The following is a 25,356-nucleotide window of genomic DNA, read 5'->3' as shown; positions in this document are numbered from 1 at the left end:
ACGGAGACACCGCAATGAAGACCCTGCAGATGGAGCGCCTGACGCGCGAAGCCTTCGCGCCGTTTGGCGACGTGATCGAACTGGACGGTGCACGTCACTTCCCGATCAACGGCGGCACGACCGAGCGCTATCACGATCTTGCGCAGGTCGACGTCGTTGAGCAGAGCGGCCGGCCGCTCATCAACCTGTTCCGCGCGCAACCGCGTGCGCTGCCGGTCGAGATCAACATGATGGAGCGCCATCCGCTTGGCAGCCAGGCTTTCCTTCCGCTTTCAGATGTGAGCTACCTGGTCGTCGTCGCGCCCGCCGGCGACTTCGATCCGGCGCACATGCGCGCCTTCTGGACTGACGGCTGGCAGGGCGTCAACTACGCAAAAGGGGTCTGGCACCACCCGCTGCTCGCCCTTGAGCGCGTCAGCGATTTCGTGGTGGTGGATCGAGGCGGCGAGCAGCCCAATTGCGACGAGATTGCGCTGGCTGAAACGTGGCGTCTCGCGCGTTAGCTTAAGCGTCAGCTGGGACGTCACACGGGGCGTATCAGCCTGATCACTGCCGCTTTACGCCTACGGCCGTCTATGTCCCGCCTTGATACCACCATGTCTTGTTACCTACGCTTACGGCCTCTGGGCGGCTTGAATGCGCCGCGCGTGAGGCCCGACGCCCCTTAGGCGCAAAAAAACCGGCCGACTGACGACGACCGGGTTTCTCTTTATTACCTGCGCGGCTCGCGAACCGTGGGGCGCGCGACGATAATGCCGCTCAATGCTTGCGATGCGGGCAGTTTTCCTTCGTGCAGGCGCCGTACAGCGCGAGCGCGTGTTCTTGCAGCTTGAAACCGCGCTCCTTTGCGATGGTCTGCTGACGGCTCTCGATTTCCTGGTCGAAGAACTCCTCGACCAGCCCGCAGTCGATACACACCAGGTGATCGTGGTGGGTGCCTTCGTTCAGTTCGAACACGGCCTTGCCGGATTCGAAGTTGCTGCGCGACAGCAGCCCAGCCTGCTCGAACTGCGTCAGGACGCGATAAACCGTGGCAAGCCCGATATCGAGCTCCTCGTGCAGCAGGTTGCGGTAGACGTCTTCCGCAGTCAGGTGGCGCACCGGGCTGTGCTGGAAAATCTCCAGAATCTTGAGGCGCGGTAGGGTCGCCTTGAGCCCGATATTTTTCAGATCGGTTGGATTGGTCATGACAAGGGATCCCTAGAGTACAATGCAGGGTTCTAATAGTAATGTGTTTACGCTGTTCAGGTCATCTTCGATGCAATGAAACTCGCGCGGTCCGCCACAGGCAGGACCCGCACGGTGAGTGAAATGATTTCAAAATCTCTACTGATCTACCGGGGGAGCCGCATGCGGGGTACCTTGATTGCTGCAGCGACTGTCGCGGTTCTTGCCGGGTGCTCGACCTACGACAGCGTAACGCAGCGAATCGCCCAAAGCATCACGCCTTATCGGATTACCGTTGTGCAGGGCAATTTCGTCTCGGCTGAGGCAGCTGCACAAATGAAGGTGGGTATGACACGGGACCAGGTGCGCCAGCTGCTCGGCACGCCGCTCCTGGCGGACATGTTCCACGCAGACCGTTGGGACTACGTGTTCTATTTCAAGCGCGGCAATACGAGCGTTGTGCAGCAGCGTGACTTCGTCGTGAACTTCGCGGGCGACACGGTCGCGAACTGGACGGGCGGTCAAGATCTGCCGTCCAACCTCGAACTGCTCGCCGAAATCGACGGCGACAAGCGCGGCAAGAAGGCGTTTGTGGCAGCAGAGGCCGCGGCAGCCAGCGGGGCGGTTGCGGCTTCCGGCGCCGCTGCGGCTACGCCGCCGGCAACGGCCGGCACAGCGTCTGCACAGTCCATGGATCCGAACGCCGAAGCCGCTCAGGCGGCCAATCGCGCGACGGACGCCGTGCAGGCGCCGAGCGGCAAGATCACGCCGTCGGTGCGGGCTGGTACGCCGACTGCGAACGGTGGTGTGGTCCCGCAAGGCGGCACGTCGCCTGGGGCGCCGCAGTTCCAGTTCACACGTCCGGCGCCGCCTGCCGTGCCGAGCGAACAGCAAGACAACCCGGTGGGACCGGCTGGCTCGCAGAGCAACAGCGGGCCGACCTACAACGCACCGCTGACGTCCGCTCCGGTGACCTCGGGAACGGGTAGCTAAATACGCTGTCCCTGACAATGACGGGCCGCGTTCATCGCGCGAGCCCGTCATTTGTGTTTGTTGCCTTTTGTTTTGCCCCTGGGGGTGCGCTTTCAGGTGCCTCGTGCCACGCCTTGCGCGTCGTGCTTCGCGTCGGTTTTTACATCCATCGTTTCTTACGTCATATTTCACGCGCGACTGCCATGAACATTGCTATTGCCGGTGCCTCGGGCCGTATGGGCCGGATGCTGATCGAAACCGTCCTGAACGATTCTGGCGTCAAGCTTTCCGGCGCGCTCGTGCGGACCGGGTCGGCGCAACTTGGCCAGGACGCCGGCGCGTTCCTCGGCAAGCAAACGGGCGTCCCGCTGAGCGACGATATCGAGCAGGTGTTCGCCCAATCGGACGCCCTGATCGACTTTACGCGGCCGGCGGCCACGCTTGCGCATCTCGAAGCGGCGCAGCGCCACAACGTCAAGATGGTGATCGGCACCACGGGTTTCGAAAGCGAGCAGAAGGCGCAACTGCGCGCGGCGGCTGAAAAGATCGGCATTGTCTTTGCGGCCAACATGAGCGTGGGCGTCAATGTCACGCTGAAGCTGCTCGAATACGCCGCGCGTCACTTCGCGACCGGCTACGACATCGAGATCATCGAGGCGCATCACCGTCACAAGGTCGACGCGCCCTCCGGTACCGCGCTGGCAATGGGCGAAGTGATCGCCGGCGCGCTCGGCCGCAATCTCGACGATTGCGCGGTCTATGGCCGCGAGGGCATCACCGGCGAGCGTGACCCGTCCACAATCGGTTTCGCGGCGATCCGCGGCGGCGATATTGTGGGCGACCATACCGTGCTCTTCGCCGGTATCGGCGAACGCGTCGAAATTACGCACAAATCGGCGAGCCGCTTGTCTTATGCACAGGGCGCGCTACGTGCGGCGCGTTTCCTCGAAGGCCACGCAAGCGGCCTGTTCGACATGCAGGACGTACTCGGCCTGCGCTGAGCGCGCGTATGCTCGGCGTGCGCCCCGTATCCCATCTGCGCACACTTTCCGACGGCGAGGTCCAATGGCAGGCACCGGCATTCTTCACTACCTGCAATCCAGCGACACGATCACCCATGCTGTGGCCTATGTGCTGCTGGCGATGTCGGTGGCGAGCTGGTGTTTTCTGATCGTCAAAAGCTGGATTCTGAGCCGCGCAAAGCGCCAGGCGGCGCGCGCGATTGCCCAGTTCTGGCAGGCGTCTACCTTATCGGATGGCGTCGCGGCGCTGCGGCGCGTCGATAGCGAACGTGTCTTCACGCCGCTCGCCGAAGCCGCGTTGCATGCCTCAGAAGTGGATATCCCCGGAGCGCTGCTCGCGCGCGTCGAGCGCAGTGAGCGGGTCCTGCGGGCGTTGCGTCAGGCGCTCACCACCTCGCAACGGCGGCTCGAGTTTGGCCAGGTGCTGCTGGCATCGGTGGGCAGCACGGCGCCGTTCGTCGGCCTGCTCGGCACCGTATGGGGTATCTATCACGCGCTCGGCAGTATTGCCGCGAGCGGGCAGGCGATGATCGAAAACGTCGCCGGGCCGGTCGGCGAGGCGCTGATCATGACGGCCTTTGGCCTTGTGGTCGCGATTCCCGCGGTGCTTGCCTACAACGTGCTCGGCCGCATGGTGCGGCAGTTGTCCGAGGAACTGGACGGCTTTGCGCACGATCTGCACGCCTACGTGTGCGCGCCCGTCTGAGCAGCGGGTGCAGGCCGCATCAGCTCAAACCAGCTTAGCCCAGTTCAGCTTTAGTCAGGCAGGAGGTCGACATGGCATTCGGCGGACTCGAAAAACGGCAGACCGCAGCGCCGATGGCGGAGATCAACATGACGCCGTTGATCGACGTGATGCTGGTGCTGCTCGTGATCTTTATCATTACCGCGCCTTTATTCACACACGCGATCCGGCTCGACCTGCCGAAAGTCGCCGCCGCGCCGGCCCGTCAGACACCGCAGACCATCTCGCTGTCCATCGACGCCGCCGGCAAGATCTACTGGAACGGCGATGCCCTGACGCTGGACCAGATGCGCGCCCGCTTTGTCCAGGCGGGCAAGCAGCAGGATCAGCCGGAGATTCAGCTGCGCGCCGAGCGCTCGACACGCTATGAGGTCATTGCGCAGGTGATGGGCGCGGCGCAGCAGGCGGGGCTAGAGCGGCTCGGCTTTGTGACCGACCCGCCGCCGCCCGTGGTGGGCCATTAGCCGTGCCGCGCCGGGCGCGGCAGACCCCTCGGCGAACGGTATAATCAGCGTTTTCCCCTGCACACGGGGAAACGACGCCATTTCATCTAGCAGAGCACCAGGCCCGGTGCGAAAGCACCGAACCTAGCGACCCCATCACACCATGCACGAAAAATACGTTCCCTCCGACGTCGAAGCCGCCGCGCAAGGGCAATGGCGCGCCAGCGACGCCTATAAGACGACGGAAACCACCGACAAGCCCAAGTTCTATTGCGTCTCGATGTTGCCGTACCCGTCGGGCAAGCTGCACATGGGCCACGTGCGCAACTACACGATCAATGACGTGATGTACCGCTATCTGCGGATGAACGGCAACAACGTACTGATGCCGATGGGTTGGGACGCGTTCGGCATGCCGGCCGAAAACGCCGCGATTGCCAACAATGTGCCGCCGGCCAAGTGGACGTACGACAACATCGCGTACATGAAGAAGCAGATGCAGGCGATGGGCCTCGCCATCGACTGGTCGCGCGAAGTCGCCACCTGCAGCCCCGATTACTACAAGTGGAACCAGTGGCTGTTCCTGAAGATGCTCGAAAAGGGCATTGCGTACAAGAAGACCGGCACGGTGAACTGGGACCCGGTCGACCAGACCGTGCTCGCCAACGAGCAGGTGATCGACGGGCGCGGCTGGCGCTCCGGCGCACTGGTCGAAAAGCGCGAGATCCCGATGTACTACATGCGGATCACTCAGTACGCCGACGAACTGCTGAACGACCTCGAAGGGCTCGGCTGGCCCGAGCGCGTCAAGGTCATGCAGCAAAACTGGATCGGCAAAAGCTTCGGCGTGAACTTCGGTTTCCCGTATGAGATCGACGGCGAGCAGAAAGTGCTGCGCGTATTCACCACGCGCGCCGACACGATCATGGGCGTGACCTTCTGTGCGGTCGCGGCCGAGCATCCGCTCGCCACGCGTCTGGCACAAGACAAGCCGGAACTGCAGGCGTTCATCGAAGAATGCAAGCGTGGCGGTGTCGCCGAGGCCGACGTTGCAACGATGGAAAAGAAGGGCATGGCCACCGGTTTCTACGTCACGCATCCGCTGACGCAGGAACAGGTCGAAGTGTGGATCGGCAACTACGTACTGATGAGCTACGGCGAAGGCGCCGTGATGGGCGTGCCGTCGCACGACGAGCGCGATTTCGCTTTCGCGAAGAAGTACGGTCTGCTGATCAAGCAGGTCGTGGCGCTCGAAGGCAAGCAATACTCGACCGACGCCTGGCAAGAATGGTACGGCGACAAGGACGGCACGCTGATCAACAGCGGCAAATACGACGGCATGACCTACACGCAAGCCGTGGATGCGATCGCAAGCGACCTGAAGGATCTGGGCCTCGGCGACAAGCAGGTCACCTACCGTCTGCGCGATTGGGGCGTCTCGCGTCAGCGCTACTGGGGCACGCCGATTCCGATCATCCACTGCCCGACCTGCGGCGACGTGCCGGTGCCGGAGAAGGATCTGCCGGTCGTGCTGCCCGAGGATCTCGTGCCGGACGGCACGGGCAATCCGCTCGCGAAGTCAGAAGCGTTCGTCAACTGCACATGTCCGACGTGCGGCGGCGCCGCGAAACGCGAAACCGACACGATGGACACCTTCGTCGATTCGTCGTGGTACTTCTATCGCTATGCGTCGCCGGATGCAAAGACCATGGTCGACGAGCGTACCGATTACTGGGCGCCGATGGACCAGTACATCGGCGGCATCGAGCACGCGATTCTGCACTTGCTGTACTCGCGCTTCTGGGCGAAGGTGATGCGCGACATGGGTCTGGTGAATTTCGGCGAGCCGGCCAAAAACCTGCTCACGCAGGGCATGGTGCTCAACGAGACCTTCTACCGCGAGAGCGAAGCGGGCAAGAAGACCTGGTACAACCCGGCCGACGTCACTGTGACGCACGACGAAAAGGGCCGCCCGGTCGGCGCCGTGCTGAACTCGGACGGCGAGGCTGTGGTGCTCGGCGGCATCGAGAAGATGTCGAAGTCGAAGAACAATGGTGTCGATCCGCAGTTGCTGATCGACGAGTACGGTGCCGACACCGCCCGTCTCTTCGTGATGTTCGCCTCTCCTCCCGAGCAGCAGCTCGAATGGTCGGGTTCCGGCGTCGAGGGCGCGAGCCGCTTCCTGCGCCGCGTGTGGGGCTTTGGCCACGCGAACGAAGCGGCCCTGCGCCAACAGGCTTCATTCGATGCCGCGAAACTCGCGGAAACGGACAAGGTACTGCGTCGCGAGATTTACAGCGTGCTGAAGCAGGCCGATTTCGACTACCAGCGTTTGCAGTACAACACGGTGGTGTCGGCGGCAATGAAGATGCTCAATGCGCTCGACGGTGCCAAGGGCGCTCAGCCCGCCGTGCTACGCGAATGCTATAGCGTGCTGCTGCGTGTGCTGTACCCGGTTGTGCCGCACGCGACCTATCAGCTGTGGCAGGAACTCGGCTATGCCGACGAATTTGGTACGCTGCTGGACGCGCCCTGGCCGAAGGTCGACGAGAAGGCGCTGGAGCAGGCCGAGATCGAACTCGTGCTGCAGGTGAACGGCAAGGTGCGCGGCGCGGTCACGGTCGCGAAGGATGCCCCGCGTGACGCGATCGAGCAGGCCGCGCTCGCGCACGAGATGTTCGCCAAGTTCAGCGAAGGCAATGCGCCGAAGAAGATCATCGTCGTGCCGGGCCGTCTGGTGAACATCGTCGTTTGACGCTGAAGCTGGCAATAAGCAGGGCGGCGCCGCGAACAGTGACGCCACCCGAATGTGGTACGGGATTTACTGCGAACCAGGAGCCAATGTGACTCGCAGATCGTTTTTGACGCTGGCGTGTGGGGTAATGGTGTTGTCCGCGTGTGGCTTTCAGCTGCGCGGTCAGCAGGACTATCCGTTTAAGCGCCTCGCTGTTGCGGGCGCGCCGGCTCCGTTCCTCGGCCGTTTGACTCGTATGGTTCAAGGCGGCAGCGACACGGTGATCGTCAAATCGGCGTCGAACGCGGATGCCGTTCTGCATGTCTCCGAGGTCCGTGGCAACAGCGTGCTGACGATGAATTCTCTCGGCGTCGTCGAAGAATATGAAGTCACCTACACGCTGCTCTACTCGCTCAACGGCACGGACGGAACAGTGCTGCTTCCGCAGAGCGCGATCGAACTGAATCGCGCCATGACCTATAGCGATGAGTTCACGCAGGCGAAAGGGGCCGAAGCGGACCTGCTGTACACGGACATGCAAAGCGATGCCGTCGATCAGTTGATTCGCCGTCTTGGTGTCGTGCATTCGCTGCATCCGGCGCCGGGCCAAGGGGCACCAGCCGTTGCGCCGCGCGTGCCGTTGCCGCCGCCGCCGCTTTGAGCGGCGCCTTGCACTGTCGTGCTTTGCCAATCTTGTTGATCCGTAGCCATGCAACTGCGACTTGACGCGCTCGAAACGCACCTCGCGAAGGGACTCGCCGACCTGTACGTCGTGCACGGCGACGAGCACCTGCTCGCGCAGGAAGCGGGCGACCGCATCCGCGCGGCGGCGCGCGCGGCCGGCTATACCGACCGCTCGGTGTTCACGGTGGAACGTGGCTTCGACTGGAGTTCGCTGCTGGGCGCGAGCCAGTCGATGTCGCTGTTCGGCGACAAGCAACTGGTCGAGCTGCGGATTCCGTCGGGCAAGCCGGGCAAGGAAGGCGCGGATACGCTGAAGTCGCTCGCGGATGCGGTGAATTCCGATGTCCTGACGATGATCACGCTGCCGCGTCTCGATGCGGCCACGCAGAAGTCCGGCTGGTTTACTGCGTTGGCCGAGGCGGGCGTGGCGCTGAAGATCGATCCGGTGGAGCGGGCGCAGTTGCCCAACTGGGTCGGCCAGCGGCTGTCGCAGCAGGGGCAGCGTGTGGCTGCCGGTGAGGAAGGGCGGCGCGCCTTGCAGTTTATTGCGGAGCGCGTGGAAGGCAATCTGCTTGCTGCGCATCAGGAGATTCAGAAGCTCGGGTTGCTATACCCGGCCGGGGCGTTGAGCCTCGAGCAGGTGCAGGATGCCGTGCTGAACGTTGCGCGCTATGACGTCTTCAAGCTGAACGAGGCGATGCTGGCGGGCGACGTTGGGCGGCTTGCCCGCATGCTCGATGGCTTGCGTGGCGAAGGCGAGGCGGCGGTGCTGGTGCTGTGGGCCGTCGTCGAGGAAGTGCGTACGCTTTTGCGCATCAAGCGCGGTGTGGCGGCGGGCAAGCCGCTTGCGATGCTGGTGCGCGAAAACCGCGTGTGGGGGCCGCGTGAGCGCCTGATTGGGCCGGCTTTGTCGCGCGTGACCGAAGCGGCGCTGGAAAAGGCGCTCGCGCTCGCGGCGAAGCTTGACCGCCAGGTCAAGGGGCTGTCCGGCGGCACGCCTGGCAATCACCGCAATGACCCACCGCCGGACCCATGGGATGGGCTGTTCGAACTGGCGATGACGGTCGCTGCGCCGGCGAAGGCAACGGCCGCGCCAATCGGGTCGCCAGGCAGACCAAGGACAACAGCCTCGCCAGTGCCGGCAGCCACGCCAGTACGCAGGCCAGTCTGAACCGGGCCGAACGGGTTGCGGCTGCGCTTTGACGCTGGACTGGTTGTGAGCGCGCAGCAACAATTCTGATCGACCGCGTTGACTGCGCATCCAGCAAGCCGCTGCAACCAGACTTACAATCGGTTGATCTTTCGCTAATTCTGCCTGTCCACCGCGTGCCGAAGACTCGGACGGACATCACGAGGATCACCATGAATATCGACCAGTACATGACCGACCTCGGCCGCCGCGCCCGGCACGCTTCGCGTGCGATGGCACGGGCGTCGACGGCAGCGAAAAACACCGCGCTCGAGGCAGTAGCCCGCGCGATCGAACGCGAGTCGGCGCAGCTGAAAGAGGCCAATGCACGCGACGTGGCACGCGCACGCGAGAAAGGACACGACGCCGCGTTTATCGACCGCCTGACCTTGTCGGACAAGGCGCTGAAAACGATGGTCGAAGGCCTGCGCCAGGTCGCAGCGCTGCCAGATCAGATCGGCGAGATCAGCAACCTCAAATTCCGCCCGAGCGGCATCCAGGTCGGGCAGATGCGCGTGCCGCTCGGCGTGATCGGCATCATCTACGAATCGCGTCCGAATGTGACGATCGATGCCGCCGCGCTGTGTCTGAAGTCGGGCAACGCAACGATTCTGCGCGGTGGCTCGGAAGCGCTCGAATGCAATACCGCGCTGGCGAAGCTGATTGGCGAAGGCCTCGAGATGGCCGGTTTGCCGCAGGATGCGGTGCAGGTGGTGGCGACTTCGGATCGCGCTGCCGTGGGCGCGCTGATCACGATGACAGAATACGTCGACGTGATCGTGCCGCGCGGCGGCAAGAGCCTGATCGCTCGCCTGATGGATGAAGCGCGCGTGCCGATGATCAAGCATCTGGACGGAATCTGCCACGTGTATGTCGACGACCGCGCGGACATCACCAAGGCGATGACCGTGTGCGACAACGCAAAAACGCACCGCTACGGCACCTGCAATACGATGGAAACGCTGCTGGTGGCGCGCGGCATTGCGCATGAAGTGCTGCCGCAGCTTGGGCGTTTGTATCGCGTCAAGGAAGTCGAACTGCGCGTCGATCCGGCGGCGCGCGAGGTACTCGAAGCGGCGGGCGTCGGCCCGCTCGTCGATGCAACCGAGGAAGACTGGAGTACCGAATATCTCGCGCCGGTACTGGCGATCAAGGTGGTCGACGACCTTGATGCGGCTATCGAGCACATCAACACCTACAGTTCCGCGCACACCGATGCGATTGTCACCGAAGACTACGACCGCGCGATGCGTTTCCTGCGCGAAGTGGATTCGGCGAGCGTCATGGTCAATGCATCGACGCGTTTTGCCGACGGCTTCGAGTTTGGCCTCGGCGCAGAAATCGGCATTTCGAACGACAAGCTGCATGCGCGCGGGCCGGTGGGGCTGGAAGGGCTGACGTCGCTGAAGTACGTTGTGCTCGGGCACGGCGAAGGCCGTCAGTAACCCTCGGCGCGCTCATGGGCGCGCGATCAACAACGCCAACTCGACGCACGAGGACCGCCAATGCTTCTGGTAAAAACGTTTCACATCGTTCTGATTGCTTCCTGGTTTGCCGGCCTGTTCTATTTGCCGCGCATCTTCGTCAATCTGGCGATGGAAACGGAACCGGCCGCCACGGCACGCCTGCTGATCATGGCGAGGAAGCTCTATCGCTTCATGAGCTTCATCGCAGTCCCTGCGCTCGCCTGCGGGCTGTGGCTCTGGTTGGTGGTCGGCATTGGGCGTGGGCAGGGCTGGATGCACGCGAAGCTGACAGTCGTCGTGCTGCTGATCGTGTATCACTTCTATTGTGGACGTTTGCTGGCGACGTTCGAACGGGGCGAGAACCGTCGCTCGCATAAGTGGTATCGGATGTTCAATGAACTGCCCGTGCTGGGGATGCTGGCGGCGGTGGCGTTGGTAGTTTTAAAACCGTTTTAAAAATAATCGGAATTCTTTTAAAGAACCGATGCGGTAAATCCTCGCCAATTGCGGTAACCCGGCAACAATTCAGAAATGCCGGATGACAGCATCCTTTAGCATATCGAGACTCGATCGGATGCTATTCGTTGATACGCACTTCTAATGTTCAACCTGCGACGATAGGGTCCCCGCCTCCAGCGCGGAGGCAACGATTCGGCCACCTTGCGCCATGGTCATGCGATTTAGATAATCGATTATGCAATCGACATAACTTGCTGTGCCATATAACGGATTTAAGACCGGTCCGATGTCGACCAGATACGCATATCAATAACGTAGCTTTTCTGGTCTGGACCTCAATTCTGTCTGCCGTGCGACTAACCGCTCTCGTTTCCTTTGAGCGTTAGTGGCGACCGTTGAACGAGTTGACCCCGGCCAGCGTGTCGCGCGTCCGCTGCAAACGCGTGCGCTTTCGCGAATTGAAATCTGTGTATCTAGTGGGGACAACTTAATGAATAGAATATATCGGTCACTGTGGAACGACGTAAAGTGCATATGGACAGAAGCGTCAAAGTTTTCCAGGGCGTCTGGGAAAAAATCGTCCGTAAGGAATGTCGTTATTTCACTGGCCGCGGCCGGTTTTCTATCCACCGGAACAACGTATGCGGCGGCGGCTCCCGTTGCGGTTTTTAACGACGCTACCGACGATACCTGTGCCGCGGTGAATGATGGGATTCCAGGCGGCGGTACCACTACCGCTCTGACTTCCCCGGCCTGCCAGGCGACAATCGGCAATAAGAGCAGCTCCCAAACCGCGTTCGCCAGCAACCCCTCTCTGAACCTTATCTCGAACTCGTCCGGCCTGATTGCCAGAGGCGGCCTGGAGATTTTCGGTGACGGTGTTTCGTACGGATCGCCCGCTGCGTATATTCATGGTCAGCTCAGCCTGTTTAGCAATGGCACGACCTCGGGCACAGCGAACAAGATTATCGGTGTGGCGGCCGGTACGGTGTCGGCGGCTAGCACGGACGCGGTGAACGGCAGCCAGCTGTACGGCGTTTCGCAAAGCGTCGCGGGTGCGTTGGGGGGCGGCTCAACTGTGAATCCGGATGGTTCGGTCGCGAGGCCGCAATACGACATCGGAGGTGGCCCGTTCTATACGGTCGGCGACGCGCTGAATAGTCTGGACGGTCGCACAACGCAGAATACCGACAGCATCGCGAATATCAACAGCATCCTGAACAACATCAGCGGTGGCGCGGGCATCATGTATTTCCACTCGAACTCGACGCTGGCGGATTCACAGGCTACGGGGGTGGATTCGGTGGCGATTGGCGGCAACGCGCAGGCCTGGGACGATGGCTCGATCGCGCTGGGCGCAAACTCGAAGACGGATCGTCCGAATTCAGTGTCGGTCGGCTCAGTGGGCAAGGAGCGGCAGATCACCAACGTCGCAGCCGGTACGGCCGACACCGACGCGTGAATGTATCGCAGTTGAACGCGGCGGGTCTCGTGGACAAGAATGGCAACGCGAATGCTGCGGTCATTTACGACCATAACGCCGACGGCTCGATCGACTACGGTAGCGTGACGATGGGCGCCGCCGCCTCGGGCGGCACGACGATCCACACGTGGCAGCCGGTGCGGCCGATACCGACGCAGTGAATGTCGCTCAGATGAACGCAGCGCTCGGCGCCGTCGCCAATGTCGCGGTCAACGCGACGAATCCGCTCTTCTCGGCAAGCGGTGATCGCAATGCGGAAGCGGCACTGGCAAGTGGCACGCATGCCACGGCGATGGGCGCGAACGCGGCGGCTACGGGTGTCAATGCGGTTGCGGTCGGTGCCGGCTCGGCCGCGCAGGCCGACAACTCGGTCGCGCTAGGTGCGAACTCGGTAGCCGACCGCGCCAACTCGGTGTCGGTGGGCGCGGCGGGTAGCGAACGCCAGCTGACGAACGTTGCGCCAGGGCAGCAGGGTACTGACGCGGTAAACGTGGACCAGCTGAACGCTGCTACATCGCAGGCGAATAGCTACACGGACAATCGCATCGCGGGCGTACAGAACTCGATCAATGAAGTCGCGAAGAACGCCTATGCCGGCGTAGCCGCAGCTATGGCCATGCCTAGTCTGACGCCGTCGGGTCCCGGCAAGACGGTCGTCGCGGCGGGTGGCGGAACATACAAAGGTGCATCGGCAGCGGCGGCGGGTGTTACCTATCGCTCGTTGAGCGGCCACTGGCTTGCGAATGGTGCGGTGTCTGTGACGTCGACCGGCGACGCGGGCGTGCGCGCTCAGGTCGGTTACGAGTTCTGAACCGGCTGCCTTGGATAGCGTGCGGTAGTTGAGCCAAAATCCCCGGTGACCGGCAGGTCGTCGGCGTTCAGGAGTTCATCACTCCCACCCTGCATGCGAGTTGCGCTGCGGGGTGTCTTGTTTCTTCGGTCCATGCATGATGCAAAGCGTGACACCGGTCACGTCTGTGGATCGATTCTTCGGCGGTTGATCACTTCCTTCGCCTGCGCCAGCTTCTCCACCAACTCCGGTCCCCGGCTCAGCGCCACCCCCACCGCCAGGATGTCGCCGATCGCCAGATGCGAGACGCGCGAGGTCATCGGCGAAAAGATATCCGTGTCCTCATCCACATTCGCGAAGAGTCCGACGGTCGCGAGTCGTGCGAGCGGCGAATTCCCATGCGTGATCGCAATCACTTTGGCGCCCGCGGCCAGCGCTGACTTGACCGCATCGACGATATCGCGCGTGCGCCCCGTATTCGAAATCGCCACCACGACGTCGCCCTCACCTAGCAGCGACGCCGACATCAGAAACGTATGCGGATCCGAATACGCGACGCTCGGCATGCCGAGCCGGAAGAACTTGTGCTGCACATCGAGTGCGGCCACGCCGGAGCCACCCGCGCCGTAAAACTCGATCCGCCGCGCTTTGGAGAGCAGCTCGATGGCCGCTGCCACGCTGTCCGACGACAGGTTGTTGCGCACCTGGATCAGCGCGCCGATAGTCCGGTCCAGCACCTTGGCCGCGACCCCGGGCGCGGGCTCGTCGGGCCGCACGTCGCGGTAGACGACGGGCACCTCCGCAGCGATGCCCTGCGCGAGCCGGATCTTGAACTCTCGAAAGCCTGAAAAGCCGAGCGCATGACAAAAGCGCGCGATGGTCGGCTGACTCACGCCCGCGCGGGCCGCCACCTCGTTCATCGACAGATCCAGTACTTCGCGCGGCGCTTCGATCACGTAGTCCGCTAACTTCCGCTCGGACGGGCGCAACTGCTCGCGCATCGCTTCCACCTGGGACAGCATCATTGGAAAACTCGCACTATGCTGAAGAATGCGTGGACTATAGCTGATTGCTGGAGATGTACAAAAACTACATTTCACGCTGTAGGTGTATTCCCCAGGTGATCGGTGTTTTCGGTTGAACGGCTTTGTAGTGGGCGTTTCATGGAATTCCGGGTGATGGTGAGCGGAAAGATGGGCGCATTGCGATCGTGTAGTTTTTCTACTAAACTCTCGCTGTCGGTCTGATCCGACGTCCCCGCGATCCCCACCTGGCCCCGCGCATGTTCGCCCCAGCCAGCGACGAAGGAGCTTCGATGGTTTCCCCGCATTCGCAATTGCTCAAGGTTACGCAACGCGTGATCGAACGCAGCAAGCCTACCCGCGACGCCTACCTGGCCCGCATCGATAAAGCCCAAGGCAAGTTTCCGGTGCGTGGCGCGCTGTCCTGCGCGAATCTCGCGCACGGCTTTGCCGGCCTCGAGGGTAACGACAAGCTTGTGATCAAGCAGATCCGAGAGCCGAATATCGGCATCGTGTCGTCGTATAACGAGATGCTGTCGGCCCACGCGCCCTTCAAGAATTATCCCGATCTCATCAAGCAGGCCGCTCGTGAAAACGGCGGTGTCGCGCAATTCGCGGGCGGCGTGCCGGCCATGTGCGATGGCGTCACGCAGGGCAACGCGGGCATGGAGCTATCGCTGTTCTCGCGTGAAGTGATTGCGATGAGCACGGCCGTCGCGCTCACGCACAACATGTTCGATGCGGCGCTGTGCCTGGGCATCTGCGACAAGATCGTGCCGGGCCTGCTGATCGGCGCACTGCAGTTCGGCCATATCCCCACTATCTTTGTTCCGGCCGGTCCGATGACGAGCGGTCTCGGCAACGACGACAAGGCGAAAGTCCGCCAGCAGTTCGCGACCGGTCACTGCGACCGCGGCGCGCTGCTCGAAGCGGAAGCCGCCGCGTATCACAGCCACGGCACCTGCACGTTCTACGGCACCGCCAACAGCAACCAGATGCTGATGGAAGTGATGGGCCTGCATCTGCCGGGTTCCGCGTTTGTGCATCCGCACACGCCGCTGCGCGATGCGCTCACGGCGCAAGCTGCGCGGCGCGTGCTCGACCTGACGGTAGAGCGCGGCAATTACACGCCGATCGGCCACGTGGTCGACGAGAAGGCGATCGTCAATGGCATCGTTGCGCTGCTCGCGACGGGCGGCTCGACCAATCACACGCTGCACCTCGTGGCGATTGCCCGCGCGGCGGGTATCGTGATCGATTGGGACGACTTCGATCAGCTCTCGCAAAACGTACCGCTGCTCGCAAAGATCTACCCGAACGGCAAGGCCGACGTGAATCACTTCCACGCGGCGGGCGGCGTGGCGTTCCTAGTCCGCAATCTGCTGGAAGGCGGCTTGCTGCACGAAGATGTGAACACGGTGGCGGGCAAGGGACTTCATCACTACACGGAAGAGCCCAAGCTGCTCGACGGCAAGCTCACCTGGGTGCCGGGCGTGACGGAGAGTCTGGAAACGGGTGTGCTGCGCGGCATCAAGGAACCGTTCCAGCCAGACGGTGGCCTGCGGCTGATGCAGGGCAAGCTGGGACGTGGCGTCATCAAGATCTCGGCGGTTGCAGCGCAGCATCGCAAGGTGAAGGCGCCGGCTATCGTGTTCGATTCGCAGGAGGCGGTGCAGGAAGCGTTCGATAAAGGCGAGCTGAAGCGCGATTTCGTGGCCGTCGTACGCTTCCAGGGCGCTCGCGCAAACGGCATGCCCGAACTGCATCGTTTGACGCCGCTGCTCGGCGTGTTGCAGGATCAGGGTTTCCATGTCGCGCTCGTTACCGATGGACGCATGTCGGGTGCCTCGGGCAAAGTACCGGCGGTGATTCACGTGTCGCCGGAAGCGTTGCTTGAAGGGCCGATCGGCAAGGTGCGCGATGGCGACATGCTGGTCATCGACGCCGAAGCGGGCGTGCTCGACGTCGAAATCGATGCGGCCGAATGGGCGGCACGGCCGGAAGCCGTTCCGCAGCATCAGGCAGAAAACGAAGTCGGCTTCGGCCGCGAACTGTTTGGCGTCTTCCGTGCGGCCGCTGCGCCGGCGGAACTGGGCGCTTCGGTGTTTGGTCCGATGGTGGGCGAAGTTCACACAAGCCACGAACTGCAGAAACAAGGAGTCTGACTATGACGGCAAAGAAAGTAAGCGACATCGTGCGCCTCGGCCCGGTGATTCCGGTGCTGGCGTTCGACTCGGCGGAACAGGGCGAGAACGTGTCGCGTGCACTGCATGCTGGCGGCGTAAAGGTGCTTGAGATCACGCTGCGTACGGCGGCCGGTCTCGAAGCGATCGAACGCGCGAGCCATCTGGCGGAAGACATCGTCGTCGGCGTCGGCACGATCACGAGGCCGGAGCACTGCGCGCAAGCCAAGAAGGCCGGTGCACAGTTCGGCGTGTCGCCGGGTCTCACGAGGGAGATGCACCAGGCCGCGCTGGACGCCGGCTTGCCGCTGCTGCCGGGCGTGATGACACCGTCCGATATCATCGTCGCGCTGGAACTCGGCTACGAAATCGTCAAGTTCTTCCCGGCCCAGCAGGCTGGTGGTGTGCCGATGCTGCAGGCCTTCCACGGTCCGTTCCCGGGTCTGAAGTTCTGCCCGACCGGCGGCATTACGGCTGAAACCGCCCCCAATTTCCTCGCACTGCCGAACGTCGTGTGCGTGGGCGGCTCCTGGCTCACGCCGAAGGCTGCGCTCGCGGCGCAGAACTGGGATGAGGTCACGCGCCTTGCGCGCGCTGCAAGCGAACTTGCGGCACCGGCGCACTGACTTCAGACTGAGTCGAACTGGATGATGCTGGCGGTATGCGCATCCAGCGCGCGGAACATCTGCTGGTTGGGCAAGCAAGCACCAGCATCCAAGTAAGCGGTAAATGGAGCAGAGAGTGACGTCAGAGTCCGGCTGCATCCGAAGAAGCCTCGCCGTTGCAGCCGTTAAGGCCGCGACGGCGAGGCTTCTTTTTAATCCGCTTGCAGAGTTTCGCTCGCTCATCGCCAAACAGACAGTAAAATTAGCCTCCACGTGATCACTTGTGACACTCCGGTTTCACGACAGGCGTAGAGACAGGCAGCGCGACAGGGTCCACCCCGCGCGTTTGCACTTAGAACCAACAATGCAAAAGGAGGAGCTCCATGGGAGCTAGCCATGGCAGCTTGCTGCTGATTTACGCGGTGGTCGCCATCGCCGCGTTGATCCTGCTGATTACGCGCTACAAGGTCTACCCGTTCCTCGTCCTCATCATCGTGTCGCTGCTGCTCGGCCTCGTGGCCGGCATGCCGATGGGCACCATCGTCAAGTCGTTCGAAACCGGTAACGGCAACACGCTCGGCCACATTGCGATCGTGGTTGGACTCGGCACAATGCTCGGCAAGATGATGGCCGAATCCGGCGGGGCGGAACGCATTGCCACGACCCTGATCGACAAGTTCGGCGAAAAGCACATTCACTGGGCGATGATGGTGGTGGCGATCATCGTCGGCTTGCCAGTGTTCTTTGAAGTGGGCTTCGTGCTGCTGATTCCGATTGCGTTCAACGTCGCGAAGCGCACCGGCAAGTCGCTGTTGCTGATCGGTTTGCCGATGATCGCCGGTTTGTCCGTCGTGCACGGGCTGATTCCGCCGCACCCTGCTGCGATGCTCGCCGTGCAGGCGTATCACGCGGATATTGGCAAGACGATTACGTATGGCCTGATTGTCGGTGTGCCATGCGCGATTGTTGCGGGACCGCTGTTCGCACTGCTGGTCAGCCGTTATATCAAGCTGCCCGAGAACAACCCGCTTGCCGCGCAATTCCTCGGTTCGGCTGAACAGGACAAAGATAAGGCCACGAAACGCGAGTTGCCGAGCTTCGGCATCACGCTGTTCACGATTCTGCTGCCGGTGATTTTGATGTTGATCGGCAGTTGGGCGGACCTCCTGTTCGCACCCAAGACTTTTGCGAACAGCCTGCTGCAATTCATAGGCAATTCCGACGTGGCGTTGCTGATCGCGGTGCTCGTCAGCTTCTGGACGTTCGGTGCGAAGCGCGGCTTTAACCGCGAGCAGATCCAGAAGTTCTGCGGCGAGTGTCTGGCGCCGATCGCTGGCATTACGCTGATCGTGGGTGCGGGCGGTGGCTTCGGACGCGTGCTGATGGACAGCGGCATTTCGAAGGAAATCGTCAATGCAGCGACTGCGGCGCATCTGTCGCCGCTGGTGTTTGCCTGGTGTGTGGCCGCACTGATTCGCCTTGCGACGGGCTCGGCCACCGTCGCCATGACGACGGCGTGCGGCATCGTCGCACCTATCGCAGCGGCAGGCGGTGTGCAGGTGCGTCCGGAGTTGCTGGTGTTGGCAACGGGTTCGGGCTCGCTGATTTTTTCACACGTCAATGACGGCGGATTCTGGTTGATCAAGGAATACTTTGGCATGACGGTAGGGCAGACGTTCAAGACGTGGTCGCTGCTCGAAACCATCATTTCCTTGATGGGTTTGGGTTTGACCTTCGCGCTCGCGACAGTCCTGTAAGGAGTATTGAATGATTCTGATCGGAATGGGCGTCTCGGGCGCCGGCAAGACGCGGATTGGCGAGATGCTGGCCGAACGCCTGCAATGCAGCTTCACCGACGGCGACGCGTTTCATAGCGCAGCCAACAAGGAGAAGATGCACAAAGGGATCCCGCTGACCGATGAAGACCGTTGGCCCTGGCTGAAGACGATTCGTGCGGCGATCGAGGAGAGGCAGGGGGCAGGAGAGACGGCGGTGTTCACGTGTTCGTCGCTGAAGCGCTCGTATCGCGACGTTCTGCGCGGTGGCGACAAAGACGTGGTGTTTGTGTATCTCAAGGGATCCTACGAAGTGCTGCATGAACGTCTGGCGACGCGCACCGGTCATTTCTTCGATTCTTCGTTGCTGCAAAGTCAGCTCGATACTCTGGAAGAGCCGGATGCGGATGAGGCGATTACGGTGAGTATCGAACTGTCGCCGGATGAGATCGTGGATGAGGTTTTGAAGCAGATGAAGACGCGGTGAGGCGTGGTACTTCAACGTACCATGAAAGCTAAAATGGCGCTCCAAGGAGCGCCATTTTTATGTCCGCTAGCCTGCGCTAGCAGGTAGTGCATCGCCGTTTAAGCAATCCGCTTAGCCAGCTCGATCGCCTTACCCACATACGAAGCCGGCGTCATGGCCAGCAGGCGTTCCTTCGCATCCGCGGGAATATTCAACCCGCCAATAAACGTCTGCAGCGCCTCACGCGTAATACCCTTGCCGCGCGTGAGTTCCTTCAACTGCTCGTACGGATTCTCGATGCCGAAACGGCGCATTACTGTCTGCACAGGCTCAGCCAGCACTTCCCAGCAGTTATCCAGATCTTCGTTCAGGCGTGACGGATTCACTTCAAGCTTATCCAGACCGCGAATCAACGCATCATACGCCAGCAACGAGTAGCCAAAAGCGACGCCGATATTGCGCAGCACGGTCGAGTCGGTCAAATCACGCTGCCAACGCGAGATAGGCAGCTTGTCTGCCAGATGCCGCAACGTGGCATTCGCCAGCCCCAGGTTGCCTTCCGAGTTTTCGAAGTCGATCGGATTGACCTTATGCGGCATCGTCGACGAACCGATTTCACCGGCCTTCAGACGTTGCTTGAAGTAGCCGAGCGAGATATAGCCCCACACGTCGCGGTCCAGGTCCAGCAGGATCGTGTTGGCGCGCGAGACGGCATCGAACAGCTCGGCCATATAGTCGTGCGGTTCGATCTGGATCGTGTACGGATTGAACTTGAGCTTCAGGCGCTTCTCAACCACTTCGCGCGAAAACGCTTCCCAATCGAACTCAGGATACGCGGACAAATGCGCGTTGAAGTTGCCCACCGCGCCGTTCATCTTGCCGAGCAGTTCCACGTTCTCGACACGCTCGATCGCGCGCGCGAGACGCGCCGCGACGTTGGCGATTTCCTTGCCGAGCGTGGTCGGGCTGGCCGGTTGGCCGTGCGTGCGCGACAGCAGTGGTTGAGCAGCTTGAGCATGCGCCAGCGCGACGAGACGCGCGTGCACCGAACGCAGCGCCGGCAAGATCACGTGTTCGCGGGCGCCGGCCAGCATCAGGCCGTGCGAGGTGTTGTTGATGTCTTCCGAGGTGCAGGCGAAGTGGATGAATTCGCTCGCGCGCTCCAGTTCCGGCTGACCCTTCACCGATTCCTTGAGCCAGTATTCGACAGCCTTCACGTCATGGTTGGTGACGCGCTCGATTTCCTTGATGCGCGCCGCGTCGTGCGCGGTGAAGCGCTCGGCCAGTTGCAGCAGGAATTGCTCGGATGCGGCCGAGAAGCGCGGCACTTCAGCAAAACCGGCTTGCGACAGCGCAATCAGCCAATGGATTTCGACCGTCACGCGATGGCGCATGAACGCGGCTTCCGAGAGCCATTCGCGCAGGGCTTCGGTTTTCGACGCGTAGCGGCCGTCGAGCGGGGAGAGCGCGGTGAGCGCGAACAGGGTATCGGGGCGGGTGTCGGACATGATGGAGGCGTGAGCGCTCGGTGAGCAGATCGGAACGGAGGGAACCCGGAATTTTACCACCGGACGGCCCATCTCCTGATTCGTCCGGCTATTGCCGCTAGTGCTGGGTATTCCCGCAAACGTCGCGGCGCCGGCATCGCCCCGCTAGAATGCTGACTTCTCCTCCCCTGCCGGCCGCACGCTCCGCATGGAACTGAAATGGCTCGAAGACTTCGTTTCGCTCGCGGAAACCCGCAGCTTTAGCCGTTCGGCGGAGCTCAGGCACGTCACGCAGCCCGCTTTTTCGCGCCGTATTCAGGCGCTCGAAGCGTGGCTTGGCACGGAACTGATCGATCGCTCGGTTTATCCGACGCGGCTCACGGCCGCCGGCCAGGTGTTCTACGAGCAGGCGCTGACGATGCTCTCGCAGTTCCACGAAGCGCGTACCCTGTTGCGCGGTCACACGGCGACCCCTGCTGCAACGATCGAGTTCGCGGTGCCGCATACGCTCTCGCTCACGTATTTTCCGCGCTGGCTGCAACGCATCGAGGCGCAGCTAGGCCCTGTGCACACCCGCCTGCGCGCGCTGAACGTACACGACGCGGTGCTCTCGCTAGTGGAAGGCGGCTGTGATCTGGTGATGGGCTACCACCATCCGAGCCATCCGGTGGCGCTCGACCCGGCCCGCTACGACATGCTCACGCTCGGCATTGAGCCGATCAGTCCGTTCTCCGCTCCGGGCCGTGCAGGTCGTCCGCGCTACACGTTGCCGGGCACACCTGACGAGCCGGCGCCATATCTCTCGTACACGCCGAACGCCTATCTTGGCCGCATGACAGAGGTGATCATCGCCAATGCGCCGACGCGTCTGTCGCTCGACCGTCTGTACGAAACCGACATGGCCGAGGGGCTCAAGGCGATGGCGCTGGCTGGCCACGGCATCGCTTTTCTACCGCACAGCGCGGTGGAAGATGCGGTTGCCGAGGGCAAGCTGATCCGCCTCGACCGCGCAACGCGCGGCACCGTGGAAGGTCAGTTCACACTGACCATGGAGATTCGTCTGTATCGCGACAAGCTCGCGGCGCAGGGCGACGATGCGCGTCACGTGCTGATACGCAAGCTCTGGGACACCGTCACCGGCGAGCTCGCACAGGGCGTGGTGTAAGCTCGGCGCAAGCCCATCGTGTGGGGTATGCACGGCGAGTTGCTTGCCGTCGCGGCGGCGTATTGTTGCGCCTTACGCGACAGCTTTTTGCGGGATTTCAACGTTATGCATGAAAGACATAACGGGATGACCAAACGGCATTGGATTTCAAATTGGCGTTTTTCGACAATGTCGTCATTCGGTCAAAACGCTTGGAGCGTTCATGTCATCCCAACCGCAGTCCGCATCGTCGTTGCACTCCGTCCCGTCCTATCTGAATAGCGACAACCTCGGCCCCTGGGGCAACTATCTGCGTCAGGTCGACCGCGTCGCGCCGTATCTCGGCCCGCTGTCGCGCTGGCTCGAAACCCTCAAGCGTCCGAAGCGCATTCTCATCGTCGACGTGCCCATCGAACTCGATAACGGCATCGTGGCTCACTTCGAAGGCTATCGCGTGCAGCACAACGTGTCGCGCGGTCCGGGCAAGGGTGGTGTGCGTTATCACCAGGACGTGACGCTGTCGGAAGTGATGGCACTGTCCGCGTGGATGTCGGTCAAGAACGCTGCTGTGAATGTGCCGTACGGCGGCGCCAAGGGTGGTATCCGTGTCGATCCGCGCACGCTCTCGCGTGGTGAGCTCGAGCGCGTCACGCGTCGCTACACCAGCGAAATCGGCATCATCATCGGACCGAACACCGACATCCCCGCGCCGGACGTGAACACGAACGAGCAGATCATGGCGTGGATGATGGACACCTACTCGATGAACCAGGGCCAAACGGCTACGGGCGTCGTGACCGGCAAGCCGATCGCGCTCGGCGGTTCGCTGGGTCGTCGTGAAGCAACCGGCCGTGGTGTGTTCGTGGTCGCTGCGGAAGCCGCACGCCGCATTGGTGTCGACATCGAAGGCGCACGCATCGCCGTGCAGGGTTTCGGTAATGTGGGCGGCATCGCAGCGCGCCTGTTCCAGGAAGCCGGTGCGAAGGTTGTTGCTGTGCAGGACCACACGGGCACGATCTTCAAATCGACGGGTATCGACGCCGTGGCGCTGTTTGCGCACGTGGCGAAGAACGGCGGCGTGGGCGGCTTCCCGGAAGCGGACGTGATCGCGGCCGAAGATTTCTGGACCGTCGAATCGGACATCCTGATCCCGGCCGCTTTGGAAAACCAGATCACCGAGAAGAACGCCGGCAAGATCAAGACGAAGATCGTCGTGGAAGGCGCCAACGGCCCGACCACGACCGCGGCGGACGACATCCTGCACGACAAGGGCATCCTCGTGATCCCGGACGTGGTGGCGAATGCCGGCGGCGTGACCGTGTCGTACTTCGAATGGGTGCAGGATTTCTCGAGCTTCTTCTGGACCGAAGACGAGATCAACCAGCGTCTCGAGCGCGTGATGCGCGAAGCGTTTGCCGCTGTGTGGCAAGTGTCGAGCGAGCAGAAGGTTTCGGTGCGCACGGCAGCGTTTATCGTCGCCTGTAAGCGCATCCTCGAAGCACGCGAACTGCGTGGCCTGTACCCCTGATCAGACAATCTCCATTTCCCCTGTCACGCGGTCGATGCACACGATCGCGGGTCTCCTCGACGGGCGGCATCGTAATGATGTCGCCCGTTTTTTTCGTCGATGCATTGCACTGGCGCACGCACCCGGGTGTGCGCGAAGGGGCTGGCAACGTACTCTGTAATGACTTGTGCTACAGGAATGGTGTCAATTCAATTACAGTTGAACAGATACGGGTTCTTTGCCGGACTTTGCATGGGACCGGAGTAAGCTAGGCGCTAAAGCGCCAGCTCGGGTCGACAGGAGATCACCTATGAAGGTCAGGAAGGCTGCGCTGCTGGTCGCGACACTCGGACTGTTTGCAGGGGCCGCGCACGCTCAGGATGCCGGTACATTAAAGAAGATCAAGGACACGGGCGTCATCTCTCTCGGTTATCGCGAATCGTCGATTCCGTTTTCGTACTACGACGAACAGCAGAACGTCATTGGTTACTCGCACGAGTTCATGATGAAGATCGTGGACGCGGTCAAGCAGAAACTCAACACGCCCGGCCTGAAGATCAGACTGACCCCGGTCACACCGCAAAACCGTATCCCGCTGGTGCAGAACGGCACCGTCGACCTCGAATGCGGCTCGACCACCAACAACGTCGAGCGCGAGCAGCAGGTTACGTTTTCAAACACCATCTTCGTAATCGGAACCCGTCTGATGACCCGCAAGGATTCGGGCATCAAGGGCTGGTTGGACCTCAAGGGCAAGACGGTCGTGACGACGGCTGGCACCACCTCCGAGCGGCTCTTGCGCAGGATGAACCAGGACAAGGGCATGGGCATGAACATCATCAGCGCGAAGGATCACGAGGAGGCGTTCCAGGCGCTCGCCAGCGGCCGTGCCTCCGCGTTCATGATGGACGACGCGCTGCTCGCCGGTGAGCGCGCGAAATCGGGCCATACAGCTGAATTCGTGATCCTCGGGGCGCCTCAGTCGGAGGAAGCGTATGGTTGCATGATGCGCAAGAACGACCCCGAGTTCAAGAAAGTGGTGGACGGTGCAATCGCGAAGATAGAGACCTCGGGGGAGGCCGATCAGATCTATCAGAAATGGTTCGAATCGCCGATTCCGCCCAAAGGCCTGAACCTGAACTTCCCGGAAAACGACGCCATCAGGGCGCTTTTCAAAAGCCCGAATGACAAGCCTATCGACTAGCCGGGCATCCGCGCCGGGGATACCCCCTCTCAGCCTTTTCCTTGCGAACACGAATATTGGCGACCGTGACGGCACGAATGTCGAAATGGTACTGTTCCCGGATGCGCGTTATTCTGCGGTCCGTGGGACCGCGTCGAGCCTCGTCAAAGGTCTTCAGAAAAAGGTTGCAAGATGATTTCTCTCAAGAACGTTTCGAAGTGGTACGGCCAGTTCCAGGTATTGACCGACTGCTCGACGGAAGTCAAAAAGGGTGAAGTGGTGGTGGTGTGCGGCCCGTCGGGCTCGGGCAAGTCGACCCTGATCAAGACGGTCAACGGCCTCGAGCCTTTCCAGAAAGGCGAGATCACCATTGATGGTCAATCGGTCGGCGACAAGAAGACCAACCTGTCGAAGCTGCGTGCGAAGGTCGGCATGGTGTTCCAGCATTTCGAGCTGTTCCCGCATCTTTCGATCACGGAAAACCTGACGCTCGCGCAGATCAAGGTGCTGGGCCGCTCGAAGGACGAAGCGGCTGCGAAGGCGTTGAAGTTGCTGGAGCGTGTCGGCCTGCGCGCGCATGCGGACAAGTTTCCGGGGCAGTTGTCCGGCGGTCAGCAGCAGCGTGTGGCGATTGCCCGCGCGCTCTCAATGGATCCGATCGCGATGCTGTTCGACGAACCCACCTCGGCGCTCGACCCCGAGATGATCAACGAAGTACTCGACGTGATGGTCGAACTCGCGCAGGAAGGCATGACGATGATGTGCGTCACGCACGAAATGGGCTTCGCGAAGAAGGTCGCGCACCGCGTGATCTTCATGGACAAGGGGTT

At 61.8% G+C, this 25,356-nt stretch carries 24 protein-coding genes and 2 pseudogenes; 23 read left to right on the top strand and 3 right to left on the bottom strand.

All coding sequences use genetic code 11. The features are described from left to right. Nucleotides 1–14 precede the first annotated feature (14 nt). The gene (locus M0954_RS02730; protein WP_297351519.1) at nt 15–503 is read left to right on the top strand and encodes an ureidoglycolate lyase; all 489 of its coding nucleotides are present in this window, start codon (nt 15–17) and stop codon (nt 501–503) included. A gap of 256 nt (nt 504–759) precedes the next feature. Here M0954_RS02730 and fur read toward each other — a convergent pair whose 3' ends face one another. Beyond that, entirely contained in the window at nt 760–1,188 is a 429-nt protein-coding gene (gene fur / locus M0954_RS02725) for a ferric iron uptake transcriptional regulator (protein WP_122152543.1), read from the bottom strand. 162 nt (nt 1,189–1,350) lie between these two features. Between fur and M0954_RS02720 the strand changes: the two genes are divergently transcribed. The 13 genes and pseudogenes from M0954_RS02720 (at nt 1,351) to M0954_RS02665 (ending at nt 13,175) form a co-directional block, all read left to right on the top strand. Then, the gene (locus M0954_RS02720) at nt 1,351–2,160 is read left to right on the top strand and encodes an outer membrane protein assembly factor BamE (RefSeq protein ID WP_122152542.1); all 810 of its coding nucleotides are present in this window, start codon (nt 1,351–1,353) and stop codon (nt 2,158–2,160) included. A gap of 182 nt (nt 2,161–2,342) precedes the next feature. Beyond that, nucleotides 2,343–3,140: a 4-hydroxy-tetrahydrodipicolinate reductase gene (gene dapB / locus M0954_RS02715; RefSeq protein WP_122152541.1), complete on the top strand. Its 798-nt coding sequence runs from the start codon at nt 2,343–2,345 to the stop codon at nt 3,138–3,140. A gap of 64 nt (nt 3,141–3,204) precedes the next feature. Then, nucleotides 3,205–3,867: a MotA/TolQ/ExbB proton channel family protein gene (locus M0954_RS02710; protein ID WP_122152540.1), complete on the top strand. Its 663-nt coding sequence runs from the start codon at nt 3,205–3,207 to the stop codon at nt 3,865–3,867. A gap of 71 nt (nt 3,868–3,938) precedes the next feature. After that, nucleotides 3,939–4,370: a biopolymer transporter ExbD gene (locus tag M0954_RS02705; RefSeq protein WP_133892413.1), complete on the top strand. Its 432-nt coding sequence runs from the start codon at nt 3,939–3,941 to the stop codon at nt 4,368–4,370. 142 nt (nt 4,371–4,512) lie between these two features. Then, on the top strand, nt 4,513–7,104 hold the full coding sequence (gene leuS / locus M0954_RS02700; RefSeq protein WP_297351517.1) for a leucine--tRNA ligase: 2,592 nt from the start codon (nt 4,513–4,515) through the stop codon (nt 7,102–7,104). Nucleotides 7,105–7,192: 88 nt separating this feature from the next. Beyond that, a complete protein-coding gene (gene lptE, locus M0954_RS02695; RefSeq protein ID WP_297351515.1) occupies nt 7,193–7,744 on the top strand; it encodes an LPS assembly lipoprotein LptE in 552 nt (183 codons plus the stop codon). 48 nt (nt 7,745–7,792) lie between these two features. Next, nucleotides 7,793–8,938 (top strand): DNA polymerase III subunit delta, encoded by a 1,146-nt coding sequence (gene holA / locus M0954_RS02690; RefSeq protein WP_297351513.1) that lies wholly within the window; start codon nt 7,793–7,795, stop codon nt 8,936–8,938. Nucleotides 8,939–9,093: 155 nt separating this feature from the next. Next, entirely contained in the window at nt 9,094–10,401 is a 1,308-nt protein-coding gene (locus M0954_RS02685; RefSeq protein WP_297351510.1) for a glutamate-5-semialdehyde dehydrogenase, read from the top strand. A gap of 60 nt (nt 10,402–10,461) precedes the next feature. After that, nucleotides 10,462–10,878, top strand: coding sequence for a CopD family protein (locus tag M0954_RS02680; protein ID WP_122152535.1), 417 nt, complete (start codon nt 10,462–10,464; stop codon nt 10,876–10,878). 493 nt (nt 10,879–11,371) lie between these two features. Then, nucleotides 11,372–11,497: pseudogene (locus M0954_RS30300) on the top strand (ESPR-type extended signal peptide-containing protein); the annotation flags it as partial. An 84-nt stretch (nt 11,498–11,581) separates the two neighbouring features. Next, nucleotides 11,582–12,343: a hypothetical protein gene (locus M0954_RS02675; RefSeq protein ID WP_297351509.1), complete on the top strand. Its 762-nt coding sequence runs from the start codon at nt 11,582–11,584 to the stop codon at nt 12,341–12,343. Further along, the gene (locus tag M0954_RS02670) at nt 12,340–12,525 is read left to right on the top strand and encodes a hypothetical protein (RefSeq protein WP_297351507.1); all 186 of its coding nucleotides are present in this window, start codon (nt 12,340–12,342) and stop codon (nt 12,523–12,525) included. Before M0954_RS02675 ends, M0954_RS02670 begins: the two co-directional genes overlap by 4 nt. After that, nucleotides 12,492–13,175: a YadA-like family protein gene (locus tag M0954_RS02665; RefSeq protein ID WP_297351505.1), complete on the top strand. Its 684-nt coding sequence runs from the start codon at nt 12,492–12,494 to the stop codon at nt 13,173–13,175. The genes M0954_RS02670 and M0954_RS02665 overlap by 34 nt, the downstream gene beginning before the upstream one ends. Nucleotides 13,176–13,333: 158 nt before the next feature. Here the strand turns inward: M0954_RS02665 and M0954_RS02660 are convergent, their stop codons facing one another. Then, on the bottom strand, nt 13,334–14,179 hold the full coding sequence (locus M0954_RS02660) for a MurR/RpiR family transcriptional regulator (RefSeq protein ID WP_122152533.1): 846 nt from the start codon (nt 14,177–14,179) through the stop codon (nt 13,334–13,336). Between the two features lie 290 nt (nt 14,180–14,469). Here M0954_RS02660 and edd point away from each other — a divergent pair, with 290 nt between their 5' ends. The 4 genes from edd to M0954_RS02640 all read left to right on the top strand — a co-directional run bounded on the left by edd (nt 14,470) and on the right by M0954_RS02640 (nt 19,226). Next, nucleotides 14,470–16,341 carry a phosphogluconate dehydratase gene (gene edd, locus M0954_RS02655; protein ID WP_297351503.1) on the top strand — a complete coding sequence of 624 codons (1,872 nt, stop codon included), beginning with the start codon at nt 14,470–14,472 and terminating at the stop codon, nt 16,339–16,341. 2 nt (nt 16,342–16,343) lie between these two features. Then, nucleotides 16,344–16,985 carry a bifunctional 4-hydroxy-2-oxoglutarate aldolase/2-dehydro-3-deoxy-phosphogluconate aldolase gene (gene eda / locus M0954_RS02650; protein ID WP_122152531.1) on the top strand — a complete coding sequence of 214 codons (642 nt, stop codon included), beginning with the start codon at nt 16,344–16,346 and terminating at the stop codon, nt 16,983–16,985. Nucleotides 16,986–17,347: 362 nt separating this feature from the next. Then, nucleotides 17,348–18,721, top strand: coding sequence for a GntP family permease (locus M0954_RS02645; RefSeq protein WP_133892409.1), 1,374 nt, complete (start codon nt 17,348–17,350; stop codon nt 18,719–18,721). Between the two features lie 10 nt (nt 18,722–18,731). After that, nucleotides 18,732–19,226 carry a gluconokinase gene (locus M0954_RS02640; protein ID WP_297351501.1) on the top strand — a complete coding sequence of 165 codons (495 nt, stop codon included), beginning with the start codon at nt 18,732–18,734 and terminating at the stop codon, nt 19,224–19,226. Nucleotides 19,227–19,324: 98 nt separating this feature from the next. On the opposite strand, the gene purB is transcribed toward M0954_RS02640, so the two are convergent. Continuing rightward, nucleotides 19,325–20,713, bottom strand: a complete 1,389-nt coding sequence (purB, locus tag M0954_RS02635; RefSeq protein WP_122152528.1) for an adenylosuccinate lyase — start codon at nt 20,711–20,713, stop codon at nt 19,325–19,327. A 187-nt stretch (nt 20,714–20,900) separates the two neighbouring features. Here purB and M0954_RS02630 point away from each other — a divergent pair, with 187 nt between their 5' ends. The 5 genes and pseudogenes from M0954_RS02630 to M0954_RS02610 form a co-directional block, all read left to right on the top strand. Next, a complete protein-coding gene (locus M0954_RS02630) occupies nt 20,901–21,857 on the top strand; it encodes a LysR family transcriptional regulator (protein ID WP_133892407.1) in 957 nt (318 codons plus the stop codon). 202 nt (nt 21,858–22,059) lie between these two features. Continuing rightward, nucleotides 22,060–23,364, top strand: coding sequence for a Glu/Leu/Phe/Val dehydrogenase (locus M0954_RS02625; RefSeq protein WP_122152526.1), 1,305 nt, complete (start codon nt 22,060–22,062; stop codon nt 23,362–23,364). A gap of 289 nt (nt 23,365–23,653) precedes the next feature. Next, nucleotides 23,654–24,547: a glutamate/aspartate ABC transporter substrate-binding protein gene (locus tag M0954_RS02620; RefSeq protein ID WP_133892406.1), complete on the top strand. Its 894-nt coding sequence runs from the start codon at nt 23,654–23,656 to the stop codon at nt 24,545–24,547. Between the two features lie 52 nt (nt 24,548–24,599). Then, nucleotides 24,600–24,722, top strand: a pseudogene (locus M0954_RS02615) (amino acid ABC transporter permease); the annotation flags it as partial. Further along, nucleotides 24,719–25,356, top strand: a 638-nt coding sequence (locus tag M0954_RS02610) for an amino acid ABC transporter ATP-binding protein (RefSeq protein ID WP_297351500.1), incomplete at its 3' end; no start/stop codon positions are given. The pseudogene M0954_RS02615 and the gene M0954_RS02610, both read left to right, overlap by 4 nt.

It is taken from the genome of Paraburkholderia sp. (assembly GCF_026225065.1).
Lineage (GTDB): Bacteria > Pseudomonadota > Gammaproteobacteria > Burkholderiales > Burkholderiaceae > Paraburkholderia.
Note: the sequence above shows the minus strand (reverse complement) of the source record. Positions and strands in the feature narration are given on the sequence as shown.